General features: G+C 72.0%; 14 protein-coding genes. 8 read left to right on the forward strand and 6 right to left on the reverse strand.

Going from position 1 to position 21,374, the window contains the following annotated elements; translation table 11 throughout:
- Positions 1 to 11 precede the first annotated feature (11 nt).
- Positions 12 to 806: a TerB family tellurite resistance protein gene (locus tag ACFQPS_RS13270; protein WP_377359713.1), complete on the reverse strand. Its 795-nt coding sequence runs from the start codon at positions 804 to 806 to the stop codon at positions 12 to 14.
- A gap of 307 nt (positions 807 to 1,113) precedes the next feature.
- Between ACFQPS_RS13270 and ACFQPS_RS13275 the strand changes: the two genes are divergently transcribed.
- The 5 genes from ACFQPS_RS13275 to ACFQPS_RS13295 all read left to right on the forward strand — a co-directional run bounded on the left by ACFQPS_RS13275 (position 1,114) and on the right by ACFQPS_RS13295 (position 7,834).
- Positions 1,114 to 1,668 (forward strand): GNAT family N-acetyltransferase, encoded by a 555-nt coding sequence (locus ACFQPS_RS13275; RefSeq protein WP_377359714.1) that lies wholly within the window; start codon positions 1,114 to 1,116, stop codon positions 1,666 to 1,668.
- A gap of 87 nt (positions 1,669 to 1,755) precedes the next feature.
- Positions 1,756 to 5,355, forward strand: a complete 3,600-nt coding sequence (locus ACFQPS_RS13280) for a hydantoinase B/oxoprolinase family protein (protein ID WP_377359715.1) — start codon at positions 1,756 to 1,758, stop codon at positions 5,353 to 5,355.
- 117 nt (positions 5,356 to 5,472) lie between these two features.
- Positions 5,473 to 6,450: a protein-methionine-sulfoxide reductase catalytic subunit MsrP gene (gene msrP / locus ACFQPS_RS13285; protein WP_377359716.1), complete on the forward strand. Its 978-nt coding sequence runs from the start codon at positions 5,473 to 5,475 to the stop codon at positions 6,448 to 6,450.
- A 119-nt stretch (positions 6,451 to 6,569) separates the two neighbouring features.
- Positions 6,570 to 7,262, forward strand: a complete 693-nt coding sequence (locus ACFQPS_RS13290) for a hypothetical protein (RefSeq protein ID WP_377359717.1) — start codon at positions 6,570 to 6,572, stop codon at positions 7,260 to 7,262.
- On the forward strand, positions 7,259 to 7,834 hold the full coding sequence (locus tag ACFQPS_RS13295; protein WP_377359718.1) for a hypothetical protein: 576 nt from the start codon (positions 7,259 to 7,261) through the stop codon (positions 7,832 to 7,834). Before ACFQPS_RS13290 ends, ACFQPS_RS13295 begins: the two co-directional genes overlap by 4 nt.
- Before the next feature lie 10 nt (positions 7,835 to 7,844).
- On the opposite strand, the gene ACFQPS_RS13300 is transcribed toward ACFQPS_RS13295, so the two are convergent.
- Positions 7,845 to 8,315 (reverse strand): PAS domain-containing protein, encoded by a 471-nt coding sequence (locus ACFQPS_RS13300; protein ID WP_377359719.1) that lies wholly within the window; start codon positions 8,313 to 8,315, stop codon positions 7,845 to 7,847.
- A gap of 570 nt (positions 8,316 to 8,885) precedes the next feature.
- Between ACFQPS_RS13300 and ACFQPS_RS13305 the strand changes: the two genes are divergently transcribed.
- Complete coding sequence (locus ACFQPS_RS13305) at positions 8,886 to 11,582, forward strand: ATP-binding protein (RefSeq protein WP_377359720.1); 2,697 nt, start codon at positions 8,886 to 8,888, stop codon at positions 11,580 to 11,582.
- 286 nt (positions 11,583 to 11,868) lie between these two features.
- Here the strand turns inward: ACFQPS_RS13305 and ACFQPS_RS13310 are convergent, their stop codons facing one another.
- Positions 11,869 to 12,780, reverse strand: coding sequence for a LysR family transcriptional regulator (locus tag ACFQPS_RS13310; protein WP_377359721.1), 912 nt, complete (start codon positions 12,778 to 12,780; stop codon positions 11,869 to 11,871).
- Positions 12,781 to 13,180: 400 nt separating this feature from the next.
- Positions 13,181 to 14,197: a thioredoxin-disulfide reductase gene (trxB, locus tag ACFQPS_RS13315; protein ID WP_377359722.1), complete on the reverse strand. Its 1,017-nt coding sequence runs from the start codon at positions 14,195 to 14,197 to the stop codon at positions 13,181 to 13,183.
- A 277-nt stretch (positions 14,198 to 14,474) separates the two neighbouring features.
- Between trxB and ACFQPS_RS13320 the strand changes: the two genes are divergently transcribed.
- Both ACFQPS_RS13320 and ACFQPS_RS13325 read left to right on the forward strand, forming a co-directional pair.
- Positions 14,475 to 16,613 (forward strand): protein-disulfide reductase DsbD family protein, encoded by a 2,139-nt coding sequence (locus ACFQPS_RS13320; RefSeq protein ID WP_377359723.1) that lies wholly within the window; start codon positions 14,475 to 14,477, stop codon positions 16,611 to 16,613.
- A gap of 128 nt (positions 16,614 to 16,741) precedes the next feature.
- A complete protein-coding gene (locus tag ACFQPS_RS13325; RefSeq protein ID WP_377359724.1) occupies positions 16,742 to 17,422 on the forward strand; it encodes a redoxin domain-containing protein in 681 nt (226 codons plus the stop codon).
- A gap of 344 nt (positions 17,423 to 17,766) precedes the next feature.
- On the opposite strand, the gene ACFQPS_RS13330 is transcribed toward ACFQPS_RS13325, so the two are convergent.
- Positions 17,767 to 18,636, reverse strand: a complete 870-nt coding sequence (locus ACFQPS_RS13330; protein WP_377359725.1) for a crotonase/enoyl-CoA hydratase family protein — start codon at positions 18,634 to 18,636, stop codon at positions 17,767 to 17,769.
- 138 nt (positions 18,637 to 18,774) lie between these two features.
- Entirely contained in the window at positions 18,775 to 21,321 is a 2,547-nt protein-coding gene (locus ACFQPS_RS13335; protein WP_377359726.1) for a ligase-associated DNA damage response DEXH box helicase, read from the reverse strand.
- Between the last annotated feature and the right edge of the window lie 53 nt (positions 21,322 to 21,374).

Genomic DNA, 21,374 nt, shown 5'->3' on the forward strand with positions numbered 1-21,374 from the left:
GGGCCCTCGGGTCAGGGGGTGGCGATCTCGCCGGGCGTGCGGGCCGCGGCGCGGTCGCGTTCGATGCGGTCGTAGGCGGCGTTGATGGCGGCCATCTTGTCGTGCGCGATCTCGACGAACTCCGGCGGCAGGCCCTGGGCCATGACGCGGTCGGGGTGGTGCTCCCGCACCAACCGCCGATAGGCCGTCTTGATCTCGTCCATGCCCGCGCTCCGCGGCACGCCCAGGACGGCGTAGGGGTCGTCCAGCGGATCGGCGATGCCGGCCGCGGCGCCGCCGTGGATGCGGCGGATCTGCTCGTACTCGGTATCGCTGAAACCGAACAGCCGGGCGACGGCATGCAGGTAGGTCAGCTCCGCCGCATGCAGGGTGCCGTCCGCCCTGGCGATGTGGAACAGGCCGCCCAGCAGGTCCTCCAGCACCGCGCGACGGTCCTGGAACATGCGGGCAAGCTGCTGCGCATAGGGCTGGTAGCCCGCACTGTCGCGCTTGGCGAGGTCGAACAGCCGGCCGACATTGCGCAGCTCCTCCGGCGGGATGCTGAAGACCTCCCGGAAGGCGTCGATCTCCTTGCGGTGAACGACGCCGTCGGCCTTGGCCATCTTGGCGCTCAGCACGATCACGCCGACGGTGAAGGCGATGGTCTTGGTCTGGTCGGGACGGCCCTGGTCGTCGGTTCCCTGCGGCTCGTCCAGCGCGCGCAGCTCGTCCACCGCGTGCCCGGCAACGGCACCCAGCAGCGCGCCCAACGGCCCGCCGATGGCGAAGCCCGCGGCCCCGCCCAGGATCTTGCCCCAGATGCTCATGCTGTCGTCTTGCCGCGCTTGCAGACGCCGCCCGACGGCGGCTCCCCCCACCATAGCGGTCCGTCGGGCGGTTTCCAATGCCGCAGGGCGGGGCCGGCCGGCGCTCCTCGGCGGGGCCGCCCCGGGCTGCGTCATATTGCCCTGCATCATCCGCGGCTAACGCGGATCGGGCATGCTGGCCGAAGTGTTTACTCCTTATTATATCGCACTGCACAATATCGTATTCGCAGCCGCAGCAAGCGAAGCGTTGAAGACGGCGTGCCGGAGGAGCCCTGCCACGGCGGGTTTCGATGCGAGAGGATCGAGAATGACTGTTTTCCGCAGGATTCTGCCGGCCGAGATCCGGAGCTACCGCGCCCACCTGCTGCGCCTGTCGATGGATGACCGCCGCGCCCGCTTCATGGGAGCGGTGTCCGACGATGCGGTGGACGCCCATTGCCGGCGGATCGACTGGTCGCGCGCGGTGATCATCGCCGCCTTCGTGCGCGGGGAGATCCGCGGCGCCACCGAACTGCGGCTGGAGAGGGAAGGCGCGCAGGAGGGGGAACTGGCCGTCAGCGTGGAACACGACTGGCAGGGCCAGGGCATCGGCACCACCCTGGTCCGCCGTGTCCTGACCATTGCGCGCAACCGCGGCATCCGCCGCCTCTGCGTCGTCTGCCTGCCGGAGAACCGGCGCATGCAGCGCATCGCCACCACCCTGCTGGGGCCCTGCGCCTTCGCCTATGGCGAGGTCTCCAGCCACATCGAACTGCCGCCGCCGACCCCGATCACGCTGGCGCAGGAGGCGCTGGACCGCTCCACCCTGCCGCTCAGCGTGATGCTGGACCAGTGGCAGGGGGAACCGGCGCGGGCGGCCTGACGCCCGATTCCTGATTTCTGACAGGTTGTCCCGGCCGGCATCCGCGGGGCACACTCCGACCCTTTCCGACGGACGGGGACAGGGGCGATGACCGAGGGGCGCTGGCAGTTCTGGATCGACCGGGGCGGGACCTTCACGGACATCGTGGCCCGCCACCCCGACGGCGGCATCGTCACCCATAAGCTCCTCTCGGAGAACCCGGAGCGCTACCGCGACGCCGCCGTGCAGGGCATCCGCGACCTGCTGGGCCTTGCGGCCGGGGACCCGGTGCCGGCCGACCGCATCGCGGCGGTCCGCATGGGCACCACCGTCGCCACCAACGCGCTGCTGGAACGCAAGGGCGAGCCGACCGTGCTCGCCGTCACCGCCGGCTTCGCCGACCAGCTCCGCATCGGCTATCAGGCGCGGCCCCGCATCTTCGCCCGGCGCATCGACCTGCCCGAGCAGCTCTACACCCGCGTCGTCGAGGTGCCCGAGCGGATCGCCGCCCGGGGCGAGGTGCTGCGGCCGCTGGACCTGACGGCGGTGGAGGCCGGCCTGCGCCGGGCCTATGAGGACGGTTTCCGCGCCTGCGCCGTGGTGCTGATGCACGGCTACCGCTTCCCCGCGCATGAGCATGCGGTGGGGGATCTCGCCCGCCGCATCGGCTTCCCGCAGGTCTCCCTCAGCCACGAGGTCAGCCCGCTGATGAAGCTGGTCGGCCGCGGCGACACCACCGTGGCCGACGCCTACCTGTCCCCGATCCTGCGTCGCTATGTGGAGCAGGTGGCGGCGGAGCTGCCGGGGGTGCCGCTCTACTTCATGCAGTCCAACGGCGGGCTGGCGGAGGCCGCGCATTTCCAGGGCCGCGACGCCATCCTGTCCGGCCCCGCCGGGGGCATCGTCGGCGCCGCCCGCACGGCCGCGGCGGAAGGCTTCGACCGCATCATCGGCTTCGACATGGGCGGCACAAGCACGGACGTGTCGCATTTTGCCGGGGAGTACGAGCGCAGCCTGGAGACGGTGGTGGCCGGGGTGCGGCTGCGCGTGCCCATGCTGCGGATCAACACCGTGGCGGCGGGCGGCGGCAGCATCTGCCGCTTCGACGGCAGCCGCTTCCGGGTCGGGCCGGAGAGCGCCGGGGCCGATCCCGGCCCCGCCTGCTACCGCCGCGGCGGCCCGCTGACGGTGACGGATTGCAACGTCATGGTCGGCAAGCTGCATCCGGAGTTCTTCCCCGCCGTCTTCGGACCCGGCGGCGACCAGCCGCTGGACGTGGCCGTGGTGCGCGACCGCTTCGCCGCGCTGGCGCGGGAGGTGGCGGCCGCGACCGGCCGCGCCCTGGCCCCCGAACAGATCGCCGATGGCTTCCTGCGCATCGCCGTGGAGAACATGGCGCAGGCGATCAAGCAGATCTCCGTGCAGCGCGGCTACGACGTCACCCGCTACGCGCTCCAGTGCTTCGGCGGGGCGGGCGGGCAGCACGCCTGCCTGGTGGCGGACGCGCTGGGCATGCGCACCGTCTTCGTCCACCCGCTGGCGGGGGTGCTGTCGGCCTACGGCATCGGCCTTGCCGATCTGGTCGCCCTGCGCGACCGCGCGGTGGAGGCGGTGCTGGGGCCCGACCTGATGCCGTCGCTCGACGCGCTGGTGGCCGATCTCGGCCGGGCGGCGACGGACGAGCTGCTCGCCCAGGGGGTGGGGATCGGGGCCATCGTCCTGCACCCCCGCGCGCACCTCAAGGTGCAGGGGACGGACACGGCGCTGGAACTGCCGTTCGGGCCGGAGGCGGAGATGCGGGCCGGCTTCGCCGCGCAGCACCGGCAGCGCTTCGGCTTCGATCCCGGCGACCGCCCCCTGGTGGTGGAACTGGCCGGGGTGGAGGCCGTGGGCCGTGCCGGCGGCGAGGCGGTCCTGCCGCCCCCTGCCGGGCCCGCCGGGAAGCCGGTGCCGCTGGCCGCCGTGGGCGCCTGGATGGCGGGGGAGCACCGCACCGTGCCGGTCCACGACCGCGGCGCGCTCGGCGCCGGTGCGGTGCTGGACGGTCCCGCCATCCTGCGCGAGCCGACCGGCACCACGGTGGTGGAACCCGGCTGGCGCGCCCGCGTGACCGCGGCCGGCGGGCTGGTGCTGGAGCGGGTCGTGCCGCTGCCGGCGCGGGTCGCCGTCGGCACCGAGGCCGATCCGGTGATGCTGGAGGTCTTCAACAACCTCTTCATGTCCATCGCGGAGCAGATGGGGCTGGCGCTGGAGAACACCGCCCATTCCGTGAACATCAAGGAGCGGCTGGACTTCTCCTGCGCCGTGTTCGACCGCGGCGGCGGCCTGATCGCCAACGCGCCGCACATCCCGGTGCATCTCGGCAGCATGGGCGACAGCGTGCGGGCGGTGATCGCGGCCCGGGGCGACGGCCTACGGCCCGGCGACGCCGTGATGCTGAACAACCCCTACCGCGGCGGCACCCACCTGCCCGACGTGACGGTGGTGACCCCGGTGTTCGACGCGGCCGGGACGGAGCTTCTGTTCTGGGTCGCCAGCCGCGGCCACCATGCCGACATCGGCGGCATCACCCCCGGCAGCATGCCCCCCGACAGCCGCACGCTGGAGGAGGAGGGGGTGCTGATCGACGATTTCCTGCTGGTCGAGGGCGGCCGTCTGCGCGAGGCGGAGGTGGTGGCGCTGCTGACGGGGGGCCGCTGGCCGGCGCGCAACCCGGCGCAGAACCTGGGCGACCTGCGCGCCCAGGTCGCCGCCAACGCCCGCGGGGCCGCGGAGCTGCTGAAGATGGTGGACCTGTTCGGGCTGGAGACGGTGCGCGCCTACATGGACCACGTCCAGCGCAACGCCGAGGAGCAGGTGCGCCGGGTCATCGGCGTGGTGCAGGACGGCGACTTCGCGCTGGAGATGGACAGCGGTGCGGTCGTCCGCGTGTCGGTGCGGATCGATCGCCCGCGCCGCGCCGCCCGCATCGACTTCACCGGCACCAGCCCGCAGCAGCCGGGCAATTTCAACGCCCCCGCCGCCATCACCCGCGCGGCGGTGCTCTATGTCTTCCGCACCCTGGTGGAGGACGACATCCCGCTCAACGACGGCTGCCTCGCCCCGTTGGAGATCGTCATCCCCGAGGGCTCCATGCTGAACCCGCGGCCCCCGGCGGCCGTGGTCGCCGGCAATGTCGAAGTCAGCCAGGCCGTGACGGATGCCCTCTACGGCGCGCTGGGGGCGCTGGCGGGCTCGCAGGGGACGATGAACAACGTCACCTTCGGCAACGACCGCCACCAGTACTACGAGACCATCTGCGGCGGTGCCGGGGCGGGGCCGGACTTCGACGGGACCGACGCCGTCCACACCCACATGACCAACAGCCGCCTGACCGATCCGGAGGTGCTGGAGTGGCGCTTCCCGGTGCTGCTGGAGGATTTCCGCATCCGCCGCGGCTCCGGCGGGGCGGGACGCCAGCGCGGCGGATGCGGCGTGGTGCGCCGGCTGCGCTTCCTGGAGCCGATGACGGCCGCCATCCTCTCCAACCACCGCCGCGTGCCGCCGGCCGGGCTGGTGGGCGGCGGGTCGGGCGCCGTCGGCCGCGCCCGGGTGGAGCGCGGCGACGGCACGGTGGAGAAGCTGCCCGGCACCGCGCGGGTGGAGATGCGGCCGGGCGACGTCTTCGTCATCGAGACGCCGGGCGGCGGCGGCTTCGGCGCGCCCTGACGGGGGCTGGGACGGGCATCGAGCCGGGCATCGGGGGGCGGCCGGTTGACGACCGTGCCCGGCGCCCCACCCTGACTGTCGGCCGGTGCGGCGGAACCGACGGACAGGGAGACGGGCATGCTGCTGAAGAGGCGACGTGGCTGGGAGATGCCGGAGCGCGAGGCGACCCCGGAATCCGTCTATCTGGACCGCCGCCGGCTGCTGCGGCTGGCGGGGCTGGGGGCGATGGCGGCCGGCACGCTGTCGCTGGCGGGCTGCGGCGATGCCGGTGCGGAGGCGCCGGCCGATCCCTCGGCCGGGCTCTACCCGGTGCCGCGCAACCCCGCCTTCACGCTGGACCGTCCCCTCTCCCCGGAGGGGGAGGTGACCACCTACACGAACTTCTACGAGTTCGGCTCGCACAAGACGATCTGGCGGCAGGCGCAGGAGCTGCCGATCCGCCCCTGGACCGTGGTCATTGACGGGCTGGTCGAGACGCCGATGCAGATGGACATCGACACGCTGCTGGCGGCCATGCCGCTGGAGGAGCGGCTCTACCGCCACCGTTGCGTCGAAGCCTGGGCCATGGCCGTGCCATGGAGCGGCTTTCCCTTGCGCGCCCTGGTCGAGTACGCCCGGCCGCTGGGCTCGGCCCGTCATGTCGAGCTGACCACCTTCGGCGCCGATGTCCACGCGGCACCGGGCCTGCGCCAGCGCTGGTATCCCTGGCCCTACCGGGAGGGGCTGACGCTGGCGGAGGCGACGAACGAACTGGCCTTCGTCGCCACCGGCCTCTACGGCAAGCCGCTGCCGCGCCAGAATGGCGCCCCCCTGCGGCTGGTCGTGCCCTGGAAGTACGGTTTCAAGTCGGCCAAGTCGATCGTCCGCATACGGTTCATGGAACAGCGGCCCGAGACCTTCTGGAATCTTGTGAATGCGCAGGAATACGGGTTCTGGGCCAATGTCAACCCCGGGGTTCCGCACCCGCGCTGGAGTCAGGAAAAGGAAAGAATGCTTGGGACCGATGAGCTGCGGCCGACGCTGATATACAACGGCTATGGCAATGAGGTTGCCCAAATCTACAGCGGTTTGCAGGGTGAGGCGCTGTTCATGTGAGTCCTCACTGTCTTTACGGGAATTGCCGCTTTGACTTTCCCCTTGGAGGGCATCCCTTCTTCCCCTAGAGTGTGAACGGAGTAATCGGGGGGAGGGGCGGCAAAGACCGCCCGGCGATAATGGGCTCCGGCATCATCGCGATCCTGCAATTCGGGCTGTTCACCTTCGTGGCCTCCGTCGCGGCGAACATCGTCCTTGCCGTGGCCGGCTATCTCTGGGCCGCGGTGATCGAACAGACCGGCGGTGTCGAACCGGCGCGTCAGCGCATCGCTCGCTATTCCCGCCTCGCCCTGGGGTTCCAGAACCGTCTGGAGGCGCGCAAGAACGCCGCTGCCGGATCGGCCTCTTCCCTGTTCGGGGCGGAACGGCAGGAAAAGCAGCTCCGCAGCCGCCTGCGCGAGCTGGAGACGGCGCAGCACCGCTTCGTCCGCGTCGTCGGGCAGGAGCTGCTGCCGAACCGCTGTTACGAGGCCATGGCCATCAACAGTTCGGTGACCCATCAGGTGCGCCGGGGCGAGCGTCACCCCTTCTACGACAGTTCCTGGGCGCGGGCGGTGCCTGTCCATATCTGGGCGCAGAACGAGGAGGAGGCGACGGCCGAGTTCGAGCGCGTCTTCCCCAAGACCGTGGGCTTCAAGATCCTCAGCATGATGCCGCTGGGCGCCGACGGCCGCCCGGCGACCCGGTCCATGGTCCCGCCCCCGAAGGCGGCAGACGCCAGGGCGGCAGCCGATACCAGAGCGACCGACACCAGAGGGACCGACATCAGGACGGCAGAACCCAGGGCGGCCGAAACCGGAGTGGCAGCATGACCGACTTCGGCCTCATCCTCGGGGGCATGGTCGTGCTGCTGGCCGCGAAGCCGGCCCTGGACCGGGCCCGGCTTTCGGTCCGCGCCGCCCGCCGCACCGTGGCGGAGGTCGAGCGCCGCCGCCGCACGCTCAGCCATCAGGTGCGCGTCCTGGCGCGCGAGAGTCTGCACCAGCGCCTCACCGCCGGGCATGATGAGGAGGAGGTGGGCGAGATCCAGGCGCGCATCGCCGGGCTGCAACGCCGGGTGCAGGACCTGGAGGAGGTGGACCGCCGGGTGCTGGTGCTGGACGAACGGCGCGGCCTGTCCGAACGGGGCTGGATCGTGCTGCTGCGCCGGGACAGCACCGCCGCCCCGCCGCTGGAGCCCGCCCCCGTCTCCCGCCTCTGGTCGGAGGGGCGCTATCTCTTCTGCTACGCCACCGATCCGGCCCGGGCCCGGCGGAAGCTGGCCGTGCGCTTTCCCGAGGAAGGCGGTTTCCAGGTCGTCGAGGTCTTTCCCCATGAGGGCGACCTGACGGAAATTCCGAAGATCGGCGGGCAGGCGGCAGCTCCCCTGCATGGTGCCGCCTGAGCCCGTTCCGTCAGTGGGCCGCGCCCAGCGCCGTGGTGCGGGTGGCGATCAGCAGCAGGTCGGGCGTGCGCCCGTCCCGTGCGAAGGGCAGCAGCAGGGCCGAGCAGCGGAAGCGGTGCGAGCCGATCTCCACCTCCGACACCGTGCGGTGGGGGGCGCCGCCGGCAAGGCAGCGGTCCAGGGCCGCGTGGAAATGGCCATAGAAGGGATGCCCGGACAGTTCGGCCAGGGTCTGCCCCGTTACCTCCCGCCGGAACCAGAGCAGCGGTCGGCTGCCGACCCGGGCGAAACGGAAGGTATCCCGCTCCCGGTCCACGGTCAGCACGATCACATCTTCCAGCGGGAAGGGCAGGTCCACCAGATCGAGCGCCGCGGGCGGCGGCATCCGGTCATCGCCCAGACGGAGCCAGTGCCTGTACAGCACCTCGAAGTCGGCCGTCTCTCCGGGTCGGAAGGTCTCTGCCGGGTGATGTCCGTCCATCTGTGACTCCCCTGTTTCCGCCGACACCAATGCAACCCGCTGGCAGACAGCCGACTCGATCGGGGAAAGACCCGGGTATCATGTGTAAAGAGAATTGCGCGTAAGGCGGGTGTCGCGCAAGTCCTGCGCACCGGTTTCTCGATCTTTTCCACGGGCTCGCCCGTTTCCGTCTCTGTTGCCCCGGTCTTCTCCGGCCGGCCCGGGAAGGATGGCCGGTGCCAGCGCCGCGTCGCCCGGGGCGATCCGCCATGCACGCGGTCCGGGACAGGCATGCCGGAAGCCCGCCGCCCCGGTGGACGCCCCTGAATTCCCACAATTCCATAATTGCTTTCAAGCGCTTGACCCCAGGCCTCGGATCGCGGGCGGCGCCGGTCCGGCTGTCGGGGACAAGGAGCGCGCCGCCGCAGGGAGCCGGCACGCTCGATTTGCGCTGCGGCCGGTGCTATGCCCTCCGCCGGCGGGTGTGTTAACGGATTATGGCAACGCGCAGGACCTGATCGGCCGTGGTCGTTGTTGCCAGTCGCGCATGCCGTCGTATTCTATGGGTCCTTGAGGCAGGGGTTCTGCGGCGTGCGGACAGCGACTGTCGGGACGGAACGGGCACCGCTGCGGCGGATCGCGCTGGTCACCGTGGCCTGCCTGCTGGCGTTCGGCGCCGGCACCTGGATGGCGGCACGGCATGATGCCGGGCTGGACCTGATCCGCGGCGATGCCGACCAGGCCGCCGCCATCGAGCAGACCATTTCCGCGATGCGCGAGGCCCTGCGCGATCTGGAAACGGGGGAGCGCAGCTATCTCGCCTCGCTCGATCCGGCCCGGCTGGAACTGGCCCGGCGCGGCCACGACACGCTCGATACCCTGGCGGCGGAGCTGGCGGACCGGTTCGACGGCCGGCCGGAGCAGCAGGCGCGCGTGGCCGCGATCCCTGTGCTGGCCGACCGGAACGCCGCCGTGTTCGAGGACGCGGCCTCGCTCGCCCGTGCCGGCCGGCTGGCGGATGCCCTGACCGCCTTCGACGGGGAGGACGACCGCTCCTCGATCCGCGCGATCCATGGCCGGCTGGACATCCTGCTGGCGGAGGCGCACGAGCACCTGCGCAACCGCCAGACGGAGGCGGTGACCTATGCGGAACGGCTGGTGGACTGGCTGTCGGCGGGCGTCGCCCTCTCCGGGCTCGGTTTCGCCATCGCGGTGGCCGTGCTCCTGACGGCCCGTCGGCAGGGCCGCGCGCTGGCCGCTGCGCAGCGCCGCGCCGCGGAGGCGGAGGAACGGCTGCGGGCCGCCCTGGACGCCATGCCGGACGGCTTCGTCGTCTATGACGCCGAGGACCGGCTGGTGACCTGGAACGACCGCTTCCTGGAGCGCTATCCCAGCCTGCGCGGCGTGCCGGCCCTCAAGGGAATGCGGTTCGAGGATCTGCTGCGCATCTTCATCGCCAACCGGGAGGTCGGCGATCCGGAGGCCTATGACGACACGGAACGCTGGATCGCCGACCGGATCGCCTGGCGCCGGGCGGCCGACGGCCGCGCCTTCGAGCGGCTGACGGCACACGGGCGCTGGCTGCGGGTGAGCGAACACCCGATCTCCACCGGCGGCGTGCTGAGCCTTGCCACCGACATCACCGCCCAGAAGATGCGCGAGGAGGAGCTGCGGCGCGCCCTGGAGGACGTGGACGAGGCGCGCCGCGAGGCCGAGTTGCAGGCGGCCGAGATGGTCGCTCTGGCCGAGGAACTGGCCGCGGCACGCACCCGCGCGGATGAGGCCCGCGCGGAATCCGAAGCGGCCAACCGCGCCAAGTCCGACTTCGTGGCGGTGATGAGCCATGAGGTGCGGACACCGCTGAACGCCCTGCTGGGCTTCGCCGACCTGCTGTTGCAGACGCCGCTGACGGCGGAGCAGCGCGAATGGGTGACGCTCCAGCGTGAGGCGGGGGAGGCGCTGCTGACCGTCGTCTCCGACGTGCTGGACTTCTCCAAGCTGGAGGCCGGACGGCTGGAGGTGGACCCGCACCCGTTCCATCTCGCACGGCTGGCCCGCAGCACCTCCGATCTCGTCCGCCCCACCGCGGAGGAGCGTGGCCTCGCGCTCCGTGTCGCGGTCGATCCGCGCCTGCCCGAGGTGGTGCAGGGCGATGCCAAGCGGGTGCGGCAGGTGCTGCTGAACCTGTTGAACAACGCGGTGAAGTTCACCGAGCGGGGCCATGTCGCGCTGGCCGTCTTCCCCGTGGTGGACGGGCGCGTGCGGTTCGAGGTGCTGGACACCGGAATCGGCATCGCGCCCGAGCAGCAGGACCGGCTGTTTCAGGAGTTCGTGCAGGCCGACCGGGCCACGGCCCGGCGCTATGGCGGCACGGGCCTGGGACTGGCGATCTGCCGCCGGCTGGTGGACCTCATGGGCGGCACCATCGCGGTGGAGAGCGCGCCCGGCCGCGGCTCGCTGTTCTGGTTCGAGCTGCCCCTGCCGGCCGACGAGTCCAGCCGGCCGCCGCCCTGTGCGCCGGAGCCCGTCCGGTCGGTGGAGAGCGCCCGCATCCTGCTGGCCGAGGACGTGAAGGCCAACCAGGCCCTGGCGGTGGCCCTGCTGACCAAGGCCGGTCACCGCGTCACGGTCATCGCCAACGGGCTGGACGCCGTGCAGGCGGTGGCCGCCACGCCGTTCGATCTGGTGCTGATGGATGTCCGCATGCCGCGGCTGGGCGGACTGGAGGCGACGCGGCGCATCCGTGCGCTGGGCGGCCCCCGCGGCGCCATCCCGATTGTCGCCCTGACGGCCGAGGCCGGCTCACGCGAGCTTGACGCCTGCCTGGATGCCGGCATGGACGAGGTGCTGACCAAGCCGTTGCAGCCGGCCTTGCTGCTGGACACCATTGCCCGGCTGGCCGGGCGTGCGCAGGTCGGCGAGGTCCCCCTCGCCATCAGTCCGCTGCCCATCGTCAGCGCCGGCACCTGGCGGCGCTTGCAGCACTCCGTCGGCCGGGACGAGCTGGACAGCCTGGTCGGCGATCTGGTGCTGGACCTGCCGACCTGGATCGGGCGCCTGCGCGGCACCAGCGATCCGGAGGGTCTGGGCGATCTGGCGCACGAGCTGATCTCGGTGCTGGGGAATTTCGGTCTGGAGCGGGCCGCCGCCGCCGCCGCCAGTCTGGACACCGCCATCCGTGGCGGGACCGACCTGCGCCCCGCGGCCGAGGTGCTGGCGACGGAGCTGGAGCAGGCGGCGGGGGAACTGTCGCTCTGGCTGTCACACAGCGCGGGCGAGCCTATCTGAGCGGGCCACCTGGACAGCCCCATCTGACCGCAGCCCCGCCCCCTGCGCGGGGGCCTTTCCCCTCCGGGGCTGCCGGCCATGCCTCCTGTGCATAAAAAATCAGCCGGTAACCCAGGGGTTACCGGCCGAGTTGAACAGGGAGGCTTCACGTCTGGGAGACGCAGGGCCCGAAGGCCCAACCGGAGACGGGCATCCCCGGTGAAGTGTCCGATGCTGCGTCGCAGCAGCGGACGCCCAAAACTTAATCACTCGGCTGCCCAATTCCAGGCACATTTGCTGAATCCGGTCATGCGCCAACCGCATGGCTTGCCGGGAAGGTTTCCTGCACCTTCCGCACCAGGAAATCGCGGAACACCGCGATGCGCTTGGAATGGCGCAGCTCTTCCGCATAGACGAAGTAGGCGTCGATCCGCGGCCCGCTGACGTCGGGCAGCACGCGCACGATGTCCGGGTTGCCGTCCACCACGTAGTCGGGCAGGGACGCGATGCCGAGACCGCTCTCCACCGCCCGGTACATGGCGTAAAGGCTGTTCACGCGCAGCACGGTCTGACGCTCGCCGCCCGGCGGGTCGCCGACATGCAGCAGCCAGTTGATGTTCGACACCGGCGCCCGCGTCTCCGCGGGGTAGGCGATGATGTCGTGGTGGTCCAGCTCGTCCAACGACTGCGGCAGGCCCCGCTTCTCCACATAGGCGCGGTGGGCGTAGATGTGGACCCGCACCGTCATCAGGTGGCGCTGGATCAGGTCGGGCTGGCGCGGCGCGGACATGCGGATGGCGATGTCCGCCTCACGCATGGACAGGTCCAGCTCCGTGTCGTCCAGCAGCAGGCTGAGCTGCACGTCCGGATACAGGCTCAGGAACTCGCGCACCCGGGGCGTCAGCCAGGTCGAGCCGAAGGCCATCGTCGTCGTGACCTTGAGCGGGCCCTTCGGATGCTCCTTGCTCTCCGACAGCATCGCCTCGGTCATCGAGAGCTTGGCGAACACCTCCCGCGCCGTGCGGTACAGCAGCTCACCCTGTTCGGTGAGGATCAGGCCGCGGGCGTGCCGGTGGAACAGCGGCACATGGAGGCTCTCCTCCAGCGCGCTGATCTGGCGGCTGACGGCCGACTGGCTGAGGTTGAGGGTCTCGCCCGCATGCGTGAAGCTGCCGGCCTCGGCGACGGCGTGAAAGACGCGAAGCTTGTCCCAGTCCATGCCCGTCCCTTCGGGAAGTGCGGCCGTCCGGCACCGACCGCGGTGACATTGGCCGGCCCCGGATATGGGCCGGCACGATGATGATATACGCTTGCGGACCAGGGCGCTACAGGTTGTAGGTCAAGCTGATCCGATGGCTATACCCGGTCGCCGCGCCGTCCCCCCAGTAGAGGACGACATCAATCCCGGCGGCCGGCGCCGGAACGACCTGGAAAGCGTGGTTCTGACAGTGATTTCTGGTGGTCGGCCTAATGTCCGTGGTCCGGCCGGGCCGGAAGGTCTTCACCGTTCCGCTGCGGATCGACGGTCCGGCGCTGGGCGCGCCGGTCGTTTCCGCATCCCGGGGGGACGGGCCGCCGGGGGAATATTCCACCCCTGGCTGTGCCCTGGCTCCCTGCCGTCACTCCCAGGCGCCGATCATGTCCGGCCGGGAGGCTTCGGCCGCCGCCTCGGCGGGGGAGCCCTCCAGCGTGGCCAGCCACTTCTCGGCCTCCAGGGCCGCCATGCAGCCCATGCCGGCGGCGGTGACGGCCTGACGGAACACCTTGTCCTTCACGTCGCCGGCGGCGAACACGCCGGGCACGTCCGTGCGGGTGCTGTCCGGCGCCGTCAGGATGTAGCCCTCGTCGTCCATGGCGACCTTGCCGCGGAACACCCTGGTGGCGGGGTCGTGGCCGATGGCGACGAAGACGCCCTCCAGGGCGATCTCGCGGGTCTCCCCGCTCTGCGCGTGCTTCAGGCGGATGCCGGTGACGCGCTTGGGGTTCTCGAAGCTCTCGCCGCCCTCGCCCAGGATTTCGTCCACCACATGGTTCCAGACGACCTCGATCTTCGGGTTCTTCAGCACCCGGTCCTGCAAGATGCGCTCGCCGCGGAAGCTGTCGCGGCGGTGGACCAGCGTCACCTTGGAGGCGTGGTGTGTCAGGTACAGCGCCTCCTCCATGGCGGAGTTGCCGCCGCCGATCACGGCCACGGGGCGGCCGCGGAAGAAGAAGCCGTCGCAGGTGGCACAGGCGGACACGCCGGCGCCCTGGTAATGCTGCTCACCCGCCACGCCCAGCCAGCGCGCCTGGGCGCCGGTGGCGATGATGACGGCATCGGCCACGTACTCGTCGCCGCTGTCGCCCTTGCAGACGAAGGGCCGGCGGCTGAAATCCACGTCCACGATCAGGTCGCCGATCATCCGCGTGCCGACATGCTCGGCCTGCTTCTGCATCTGCTCCATCAGCCACGGACCCTGCACCGCGTGCTCGAAGCCCGGATAGTTCTCCACGTCCGTGGTGATGGTGAGCTGCCCGCCCGGCTGCATGCCCTGCACCAGCAGGGGCTCCAGGTTGGCGCGCGCCGTGTAGATGGCGGCGGTATAGCCAGCCGGCCCGGCGCCGATGATCAGGACCTTGGTGCGGTGGGTGGCCATGGGACAGTCCTCGGATGGTCTGGAAGCGGGGCCGCGCGCCTCACGGCGGGCGGGACGCCGACGGGGCCGCGACCCTAGCCGCAGCCCGCGCCGCCTTCAATATCTGGGAAGCGCCCCCCGGACGCTCCAGGGTGCCGGGATGTGACATACCGGTCCAGTCGGGGTGCCGGTCCAGCCGGGGTGGCGGTCCAGCCGGGGTGCCGGTCCAGTCGGGGTGGCGGTCGGGCGCGGCAGGGCCTACATTCCCCCGGTCCCCCTGGCCGTCCGTGATGCTGCCATGCCGCGCCTTGCCCTGCTGCTGCCGTTCGTCCTTCTGCTGGCCCTGGCCGTCGGGCTGCCGACTCCGGCCGCGGCCAACCCGGTCCGTACCGACAATGTGGAAGCCGAGCTGCGGGCCGAGCTGCCGGCGGCCGTGCCGGGCGAGCCGCTCTGGCTGGCGGTCACCCAGCGCATCCGGCCGGGCTGGCACACCTACTGGAAGAATCCCGGCGACTCCGGCATCGCCACCGAGGTGAAATGGACCCTGCCGCCGGGTTGGCAGGCCGGTCCACTGGTCTGGCCGGCGCCGGAACGCTTCCCGGTCGGGCCGCTGGTGAATTTCGGCTACAAGGACGAGGTGCATCTGCTGACCCGGGTGGACGTGCCGGCCGACGCCGCCCCTGGCGGCACGGTGACCATCGCCGCCCAGGCGGACTGGCTCGTCTGCGAGGACATCTGCATTCCCGAATCGGCCCGGCTGGAGCTGACCCTGCCGGTGGCGGCCGGCCCGGTCGCGCCGACGCCCGCGCAGGCGGCCCTGTTCGCGCAGGCGCGGCGGGCGCTGCCGGTGCCCAGCCCGTTCCCGGCGACCTTTCTGGCCGGCGATACGGCGCACCAGCTCGTCCTCTCCACCGGCGACCTTGCCGGGGCCGAGCTGGCGGACGCCTTCTTCTTCCCCGACCTCTGGTCCGTCACCCCCGCCGCGGCCCCGCAGGAGCTGCGGCTGGACGCGGACGGGGTGCGCCTCGTGCTGCCCCGGTCCGGGGCGCTGCCCGCGGAATCGGTGACGGGCGTGCTGCTGCTGACCGAACGGCTGGAGGGGCGGGAGATCCGGCAGGCGCTGGAGATCGACGCCCCGATCGAGGCGGCGCCCGCGGGCGGCTCCCCGGCTCCCGGCCGCGCGGCGGCCGAGACGGCATCGCTCGGTGTGGGGCTGGCGCTGCTGCTGGCGCTGGCCGGGGGCGCCATCCTGAACCTGATGCCCTGCGTCTTCCCGGTGCTGTCCATCAAGGTGTTGGCGCTGGTCAGCCACGCGCCCGGCCGGGCGCCCGTCCACGGCGCCGCCTATGCCGCCGGGGTGCTGGCCACCTTCGCGGCCGTGGCCGGGCTGCTGCTGGCCCTGCGCGCCGGCGGGGCGCAGATCGGCTGGGGCTTCCAGTTGCAGGACCCGCTGGTCGTGGCCGTGCTGGCCTATGTGATGTTCCTGCTCGGCCTCTGGCTCTCCGGTGTCTACGAGCTGGGCGGCAGGGCGCAGGGGCTGGGGCAGGGGCTGGCCGCCCGCGGCGGCTATGCCGGCAGCTTCTTCACCGGCGTGCTGGCGACGGTGGTGGCGACGCCCTGCACCGCCCCCTTCATGGGCACGGCCATCGGGTTCGCCCTGTTGCAGCCCTGGCCGCTGGCGCTGGCCGTCTTCCTGGCGCTGGGGCTGGGCATGGCGCTGCCCTTCCTGCTGCTGACGCTCAGCCCGGCGCTGCTGCGCCGGATGCCGCGGCCGGGCCTGTGGATGGAGCGGCTGAAGCAGGCGCTGGCCTTTCCGCTCTACGCCACTGCCGTCTGGCTGGTCTGGGTGCTGTCGATCCAGGCCGGCCCGGACGCCGTCGCCTGGGTCCTGGGCGGCATGGTGCTGGTGGCCTTCGCCGCCTGGCTCTACGGCGTGACCCGGAGCAGCGGCGCCGGCTGGCGCCTGGGCGCCTCGGCCTTCGGCGTGCTGGCGCTGGCCGGGGCCGTGGCGATGGCGCGGGTGCCGGCACTGGCCGGTCCGGCCGTGCCGCCGCCGCCGGCCGGGACGGCCGCCGCCGCGGACGACACGGCGCCCTTCGACGAGGCGGCGCTGGCGGCGCTGCGGGCGGAGGGGCGGCCGGTCTTCGTGAACTTCACGGCGGCCTGGTGCATCACCTGTCTGGTGAACGAGCGCACCTCGCTCTCCGCCGACACGGTGAAGCAGGCCATGGCGGCCAAGGGCGTGGCTTACCTGAAGGGCGACTGGACCAACCGCGACGCCGGCATCGCCCGCGTGCTGGAGCGGTTCGGGCGCAGCGGCGTGCCGCTCTACCTGCTCTACCGCCCGGGCGAGGCGGAGCCGGAGGTGCTGCCGCAGATCCTGACCCCCGGGCTGGTGCTGGAGGCGCTGGAGACGCTGCCCGACCGCGCCTCCTGACGCATGGTCCGGCCCTGGACCGACCCGGAAAGTCCCCGCGGAAAGTAGGTTTCCGGGCGGGTTTGACAGGGCGGACCCTGCATCCCATCTCCCCCGGTGCCCATACGGCTCCAGAGGAGGCAGAGACCATGACGTCCCCCGTTTCCCGCCGCCGTTTCCTTTCCCGCAGCGCCCTGGCCGCCACCGGCGGCGCCGTCCTGGCCGGCGGCGGTTCCGGCCTGCTTTCCGCGCTGCTGCCGCGGCCGGCCCTGGCGGCTCCCGTCGTCGGCGCCGCGGCCCCCGACTTCAGCGCCACCGACATCGCGGGGCGGGCCGTCCGCCTCGCCGATCTGCGCGGCCGCACCGTCGTGCTGGAGTGGACGAACCATCTCTGCCCCTTCGTCATGAAGCACTATGGCGGCGGCAACATGCAGGCGCTGCAACGGGACTACACGGGCAAGGGGGTGGTCTGGATCACCGTCGTCAGCTCCGCCGAGGGCCAGCAGGGCCATGTCACGCCGGAGGAGGCGCAGCGCATCGTGGACGAGGCGAAGGCCGCGCCGACGCACAAGATCCTTGATCCCAAGGGAACGATCGGCCGCGCCTACGCGGCCAAGACCACGCCGCACATGTTCGTGATCGACCCTGCGGGCCTGCTGGTCTACGACGGCGCCATCGACGACCGCCCGACCGCCCGGCTGGAGGATCTGGACGGCGCCACCAGCCATGTCCGCGCCGCCCTGGACGCCACCCTGGCCGGCCAGCCTGTCGCGGTCCCCACCAGCCAGCCCTATGGCTGCACCATCAAGTACGCCAAGGACGCGGTCTGACCGCCCGGCCTGACGGGAGCGGATCGGGGGCCAGTATGAGGGCCTGTGACTGCCGGTTCTGGTCCGTTACGGCCAAGAAACGACCAAGACGCCCCCATGCTTATGGGCGCCTTCATTAAGAAGCCCACCCGGCTGAACAACCGGGTGGGCCTCTGAAATAAGAAGACTTCGGGGTCGAAATCCAACTTCTGAGAATGGTTAACTTCTAGCCTCGCCGGCACTGCGCGGCAGCCCCGCAAAGTGTCGCACAATTTTGCGTAGAGTTGCGCGGGTGGGGCGGGCCTCGCTTTTCCGGTGTGGGCAGCCTGCCGGCCTTCCTGTGACGGCTGCCGCGGGACCGCCCATCAGGTGAAGGGCCTTTCCTCCCACCAGGGAAAGGCGTCCGGCATGTCGGCGGACGGCCGCAGCGGGAAGCGGGCCGGGCGTTTCTCCAGGAAGCTCACGACCCCCTCCGCCGCGTCGGGGGAGCGGCCCGTCTGCTGGATCAGGCGGCTGTCCACCTTGTGCGCCTCCATCGGGTGGTCGGCCCCCAGCATCCGCCAGAGGAGCTGGCGGGCCAGCGCGACGGAGACCGCACTGGTGCCGTCCGCGATCTCCCGCGCCAGCTCGTAGGCGCGGGGCAACAGGCGATCGGGCGGCACCACCTCCGACACCAGCCCGCCGGCCTGCGCCTCGGCCGCATCGAAGACCCGGCCGGAGAGCACCCAGCGCAGGGCCTGGGCGATTCCCACCAGCCGCGGCAGGAACCAGCTCGACGCCGCCTCCGGCACGATGCCGCGGCGGGTGAAGACGAAGCCGAAGCGCGCCTCCGCCGACGCGATGCGGATGTCCATGGGCAGCAGCATCGTCGCCCCGATGCCCACGGCGGGGCCGTTCACGGCCGCGATGACCGGTTTCCTCATCTCGAACACGCGCAGGGTGACGCGGCCGCCGCTGTCGCGCATCCCGTCGTCGGGGGCGAGCCTTCCCCGGGCGGCGTAGTCGAAGGTCTTCGCCCCCTCCGCCAGATCTGCCCCGGCGCAGAAGGCCCGGCCGGCGCCGGTGACGACCACGGCGCGCACGCCGTCGTCGGCGTCGGCCCGGTCGAAGGCGGCGATCAGGTCCGCCATCATGGTGCCGGTGAAGGCGTTCATCCGGTCCGGCCGGTCGAGCGTCACGGTGGCGATGCCGTCCGCCACCGCATAGCGCAGGGTCTCGAAATCCGCGTCCGCCATGGTCTTCCTCCCTTTCCCGGCCTGTCGCCAGCCGGTCTGCCGGGCAGGGTGCGGGCGGGGAGGGATGCCGGCAAGCGGGCGGAGAGGACCTGGGGCGATGTGGGGGCGCCCTGTCCGCGCTGCGGTGGGAAGCGGGCGCTACAGCGCCAGCCGGCCCTGCCCGTCGCGCCGCGGCAGCAGCTCCGGCACCGCTTCCGCGATCAGTTCGCGCGCCGCCTCGTCCAGCAGGTCGTCCAGGGCGCTGCCCTGCACCTGCTCCCGCCCGATCTCCAGCAGCACCGGCACCGCCAGGGGGGAGATGCGGTCCAGGTCGCGGTGGACGATGCGGCCGCGCACCCGGGCCAGCATGTCACCCAGCCGGCGCACGTCCGTCAGGCCGGCGGCCGCGTCGGCGCGGGTGGCGCGCAGCAGCACGTGCCCCGGCTCGTGCCGCCGAAGCACGTCGTAGATCAGGTCGCTGCTGAAGGTGACCTGCCGGCCGCTCTTCTCCTGGCCCGGGTGCCGGCGCTCGATCAGCCCGGCGATGACGGCGACGTTGCGGAAGGTCCGCTTCAGCATGGAGGATTCCTCCATCCACGCCTCCAGGTCGTCGCCCAGCATGTCCTCGTCGAACAGGGCGGGGATGTCGCGCGCGGCCGGCGCCCGCAGCGACCAGGTGGCCAGCACGTAGTCGGTGGCGACGAAGCCCAGCGGCGCCAGCCCGGCCCGCTCCATCCGGCGGGTCAGCAGCATGCCCAGCGTCTGGTGGGCGTTGCGCCCCTCGAAGCAGTAGGCGACCAGGAACTGCTTGCCGCCGCGCGGAAAGGTCTCGACCAGCAGCGAGCGCCGGTCGGGCAGGACGGAGCGGCAGCGTTGCAGCCGCAGCCATTCCTGCACCGCTCCGGGCAGGGCGGACCAGCGCGCCGGGTCGGCCAGCAGGTCGCGCACCCGGTCGGCCAGATGGGTGGAGAGCGGCAGCCGCCCGCCGGCATAGGCGGGCACCTTCGGCTCGCCCTGGCCGCCCTTGGCGACCTGCACCTCCGTCTCCCGCACCCCCAGGAACTTCAGGAGCTGGCCCGCGAAGACGAAGGTGTCGCCCGGTGTCAGGGTGTTGACGAAATACTCCTCGATCTCGCCCAGCAGCGTCCGCCCCAGCCGGACCCGCAGCACCGTCGCCTCCACGATGGTGCCGACGTTCAGCCGGTACTGCCGCGCGACCAGGGGCGAGGCGGCGGCCCAGCGCCCGTCCTCCGTCTCCGTCAGCCGGCGGAACCGCTCGTAGGTGCCCAGCGCGTAGCCGCCGGTGGCGACGAAGTCGAAGACGTCGTCGAACTCGTCGCGCGACAGGTCGGCATAGGGGGCGGCCTGCACCACCTCGGCATACAGGCGGTCGGCGTCGAACGGCCCGGCGCAGGCCGTACCGGTGATATGCTGCGCCAGCACGTCCAGCGCTCCGGCGCGCGGCGGGTCGCCGTCCAGCGTGCCCTCCGCGATGGCGTCCAGCGCCGCCCGGCACTCCAGCACCTCGAAGCGGTTGGCCGGCACCAGCAGGGCGCGCGACGGCGTATCCAGCCGGTGGTTGGCGCGGCCGATCCGTTGCAGCAGGCGGGAGACGCCCTTCGGCGCCCCGACCTGTACCACCAGATCCACCGCCGCCCAGTCGATGCCCAGGTCCAGCGAGGAGGTCGCCACCACCGCCCGCAGCCGGCCGGCGGCCATCGCCGCCTCCACCTTGCGGCGCTGCTCGACCGCGAGGCTGCCATGGTGCAGGGCGATGGGCAGGTTGTCCTCGTTCAGCCGCCACAGCTCCTGGAACACCAGTTCGGCCTGGGCGCGGGTGTTGACGAAGACCAGGGTGGTGCCGGCCTCCCGGATGCGGCGGTAGACCTCGCCCAGGGCGTGCAGCGCCATGTGCCCGGCCCAGGGCAGGGGTGCCTCCGTCGTCAGGATCTCCACCTCCGCCCGCGCGCCGCCGCGGCCGGTGACCAGCCGCACGGCAGCGTCCCCGAGGGAGGCGTCCCTGGGGCCGGCGTCCCTGGGGCCGGCGTCCGCGCGGCCGGTGGGGGACAGCCACGCCGCCAGCGCCGCGGGATGCGCCACCGTGGCCGACAGCCCGACCCGGCGCAGCCCCGGCGCCAGCGTGGACAGGCGCGCGAGCCCCAGCGCCAGCAGGTCGCCGCGCTTGGTGCCGGCCAGGGCGTGCAGTTCGTCAATCACGACGCGGCGCAGACCCCCGAAGATGGTGGGCGCTTCCGGGTAGGACAGCATCAGCGCCAAGCTCTCCACCGTCGTCAGCAGGATGTGCGGCGGGTGGGCGCGCTGGCGCTGGCGCTTCGCCTCGGGCGTGTCGCCGGTGCGGGTCTCGGCCCGGACCGGCAGCCGGAGTGCCGCCAGCGGCAGCTCCAGGTTCCGCTGGATGTCCACCGCCAGCGCCTTCAAGGGCGAGATGTAGAGCGTGTGCAGCCCCTCGCGCGGGCGCTCCGACAGCTCGATCAGGCTGGGCAGGAAGCCGGCCAGGGTCTTGCCGCCGCCGGTCGGCGCGATCAGCAGGGCGTCCACGCCGTCGCGCGCCGCCTGGACCAGGGCGATCTGGTGGGCGTGCGGCGTCCAGCCGCGGCTGCGGAACCAGCCGGAAATGGCGGGGGGCAGCAGGTCGGCGGCGGCGGGGGCGCCGTCCGGACCGTCGAAGGGGAGGACATCGCTCATCGTGGCGGGATATATGAACCGGAAACCGCCCCGGTCGAAAGCGGGGTGTTGGC

Source organism: Rhodocista pekingensis (assembly GCF_042665545.1).
GTDB lineage: Bacteria > Pseudomonadota > Alphaproteobacteria > Azospirillales > Azospirillaceae > Rhodocista > Rhodocista pekingensis.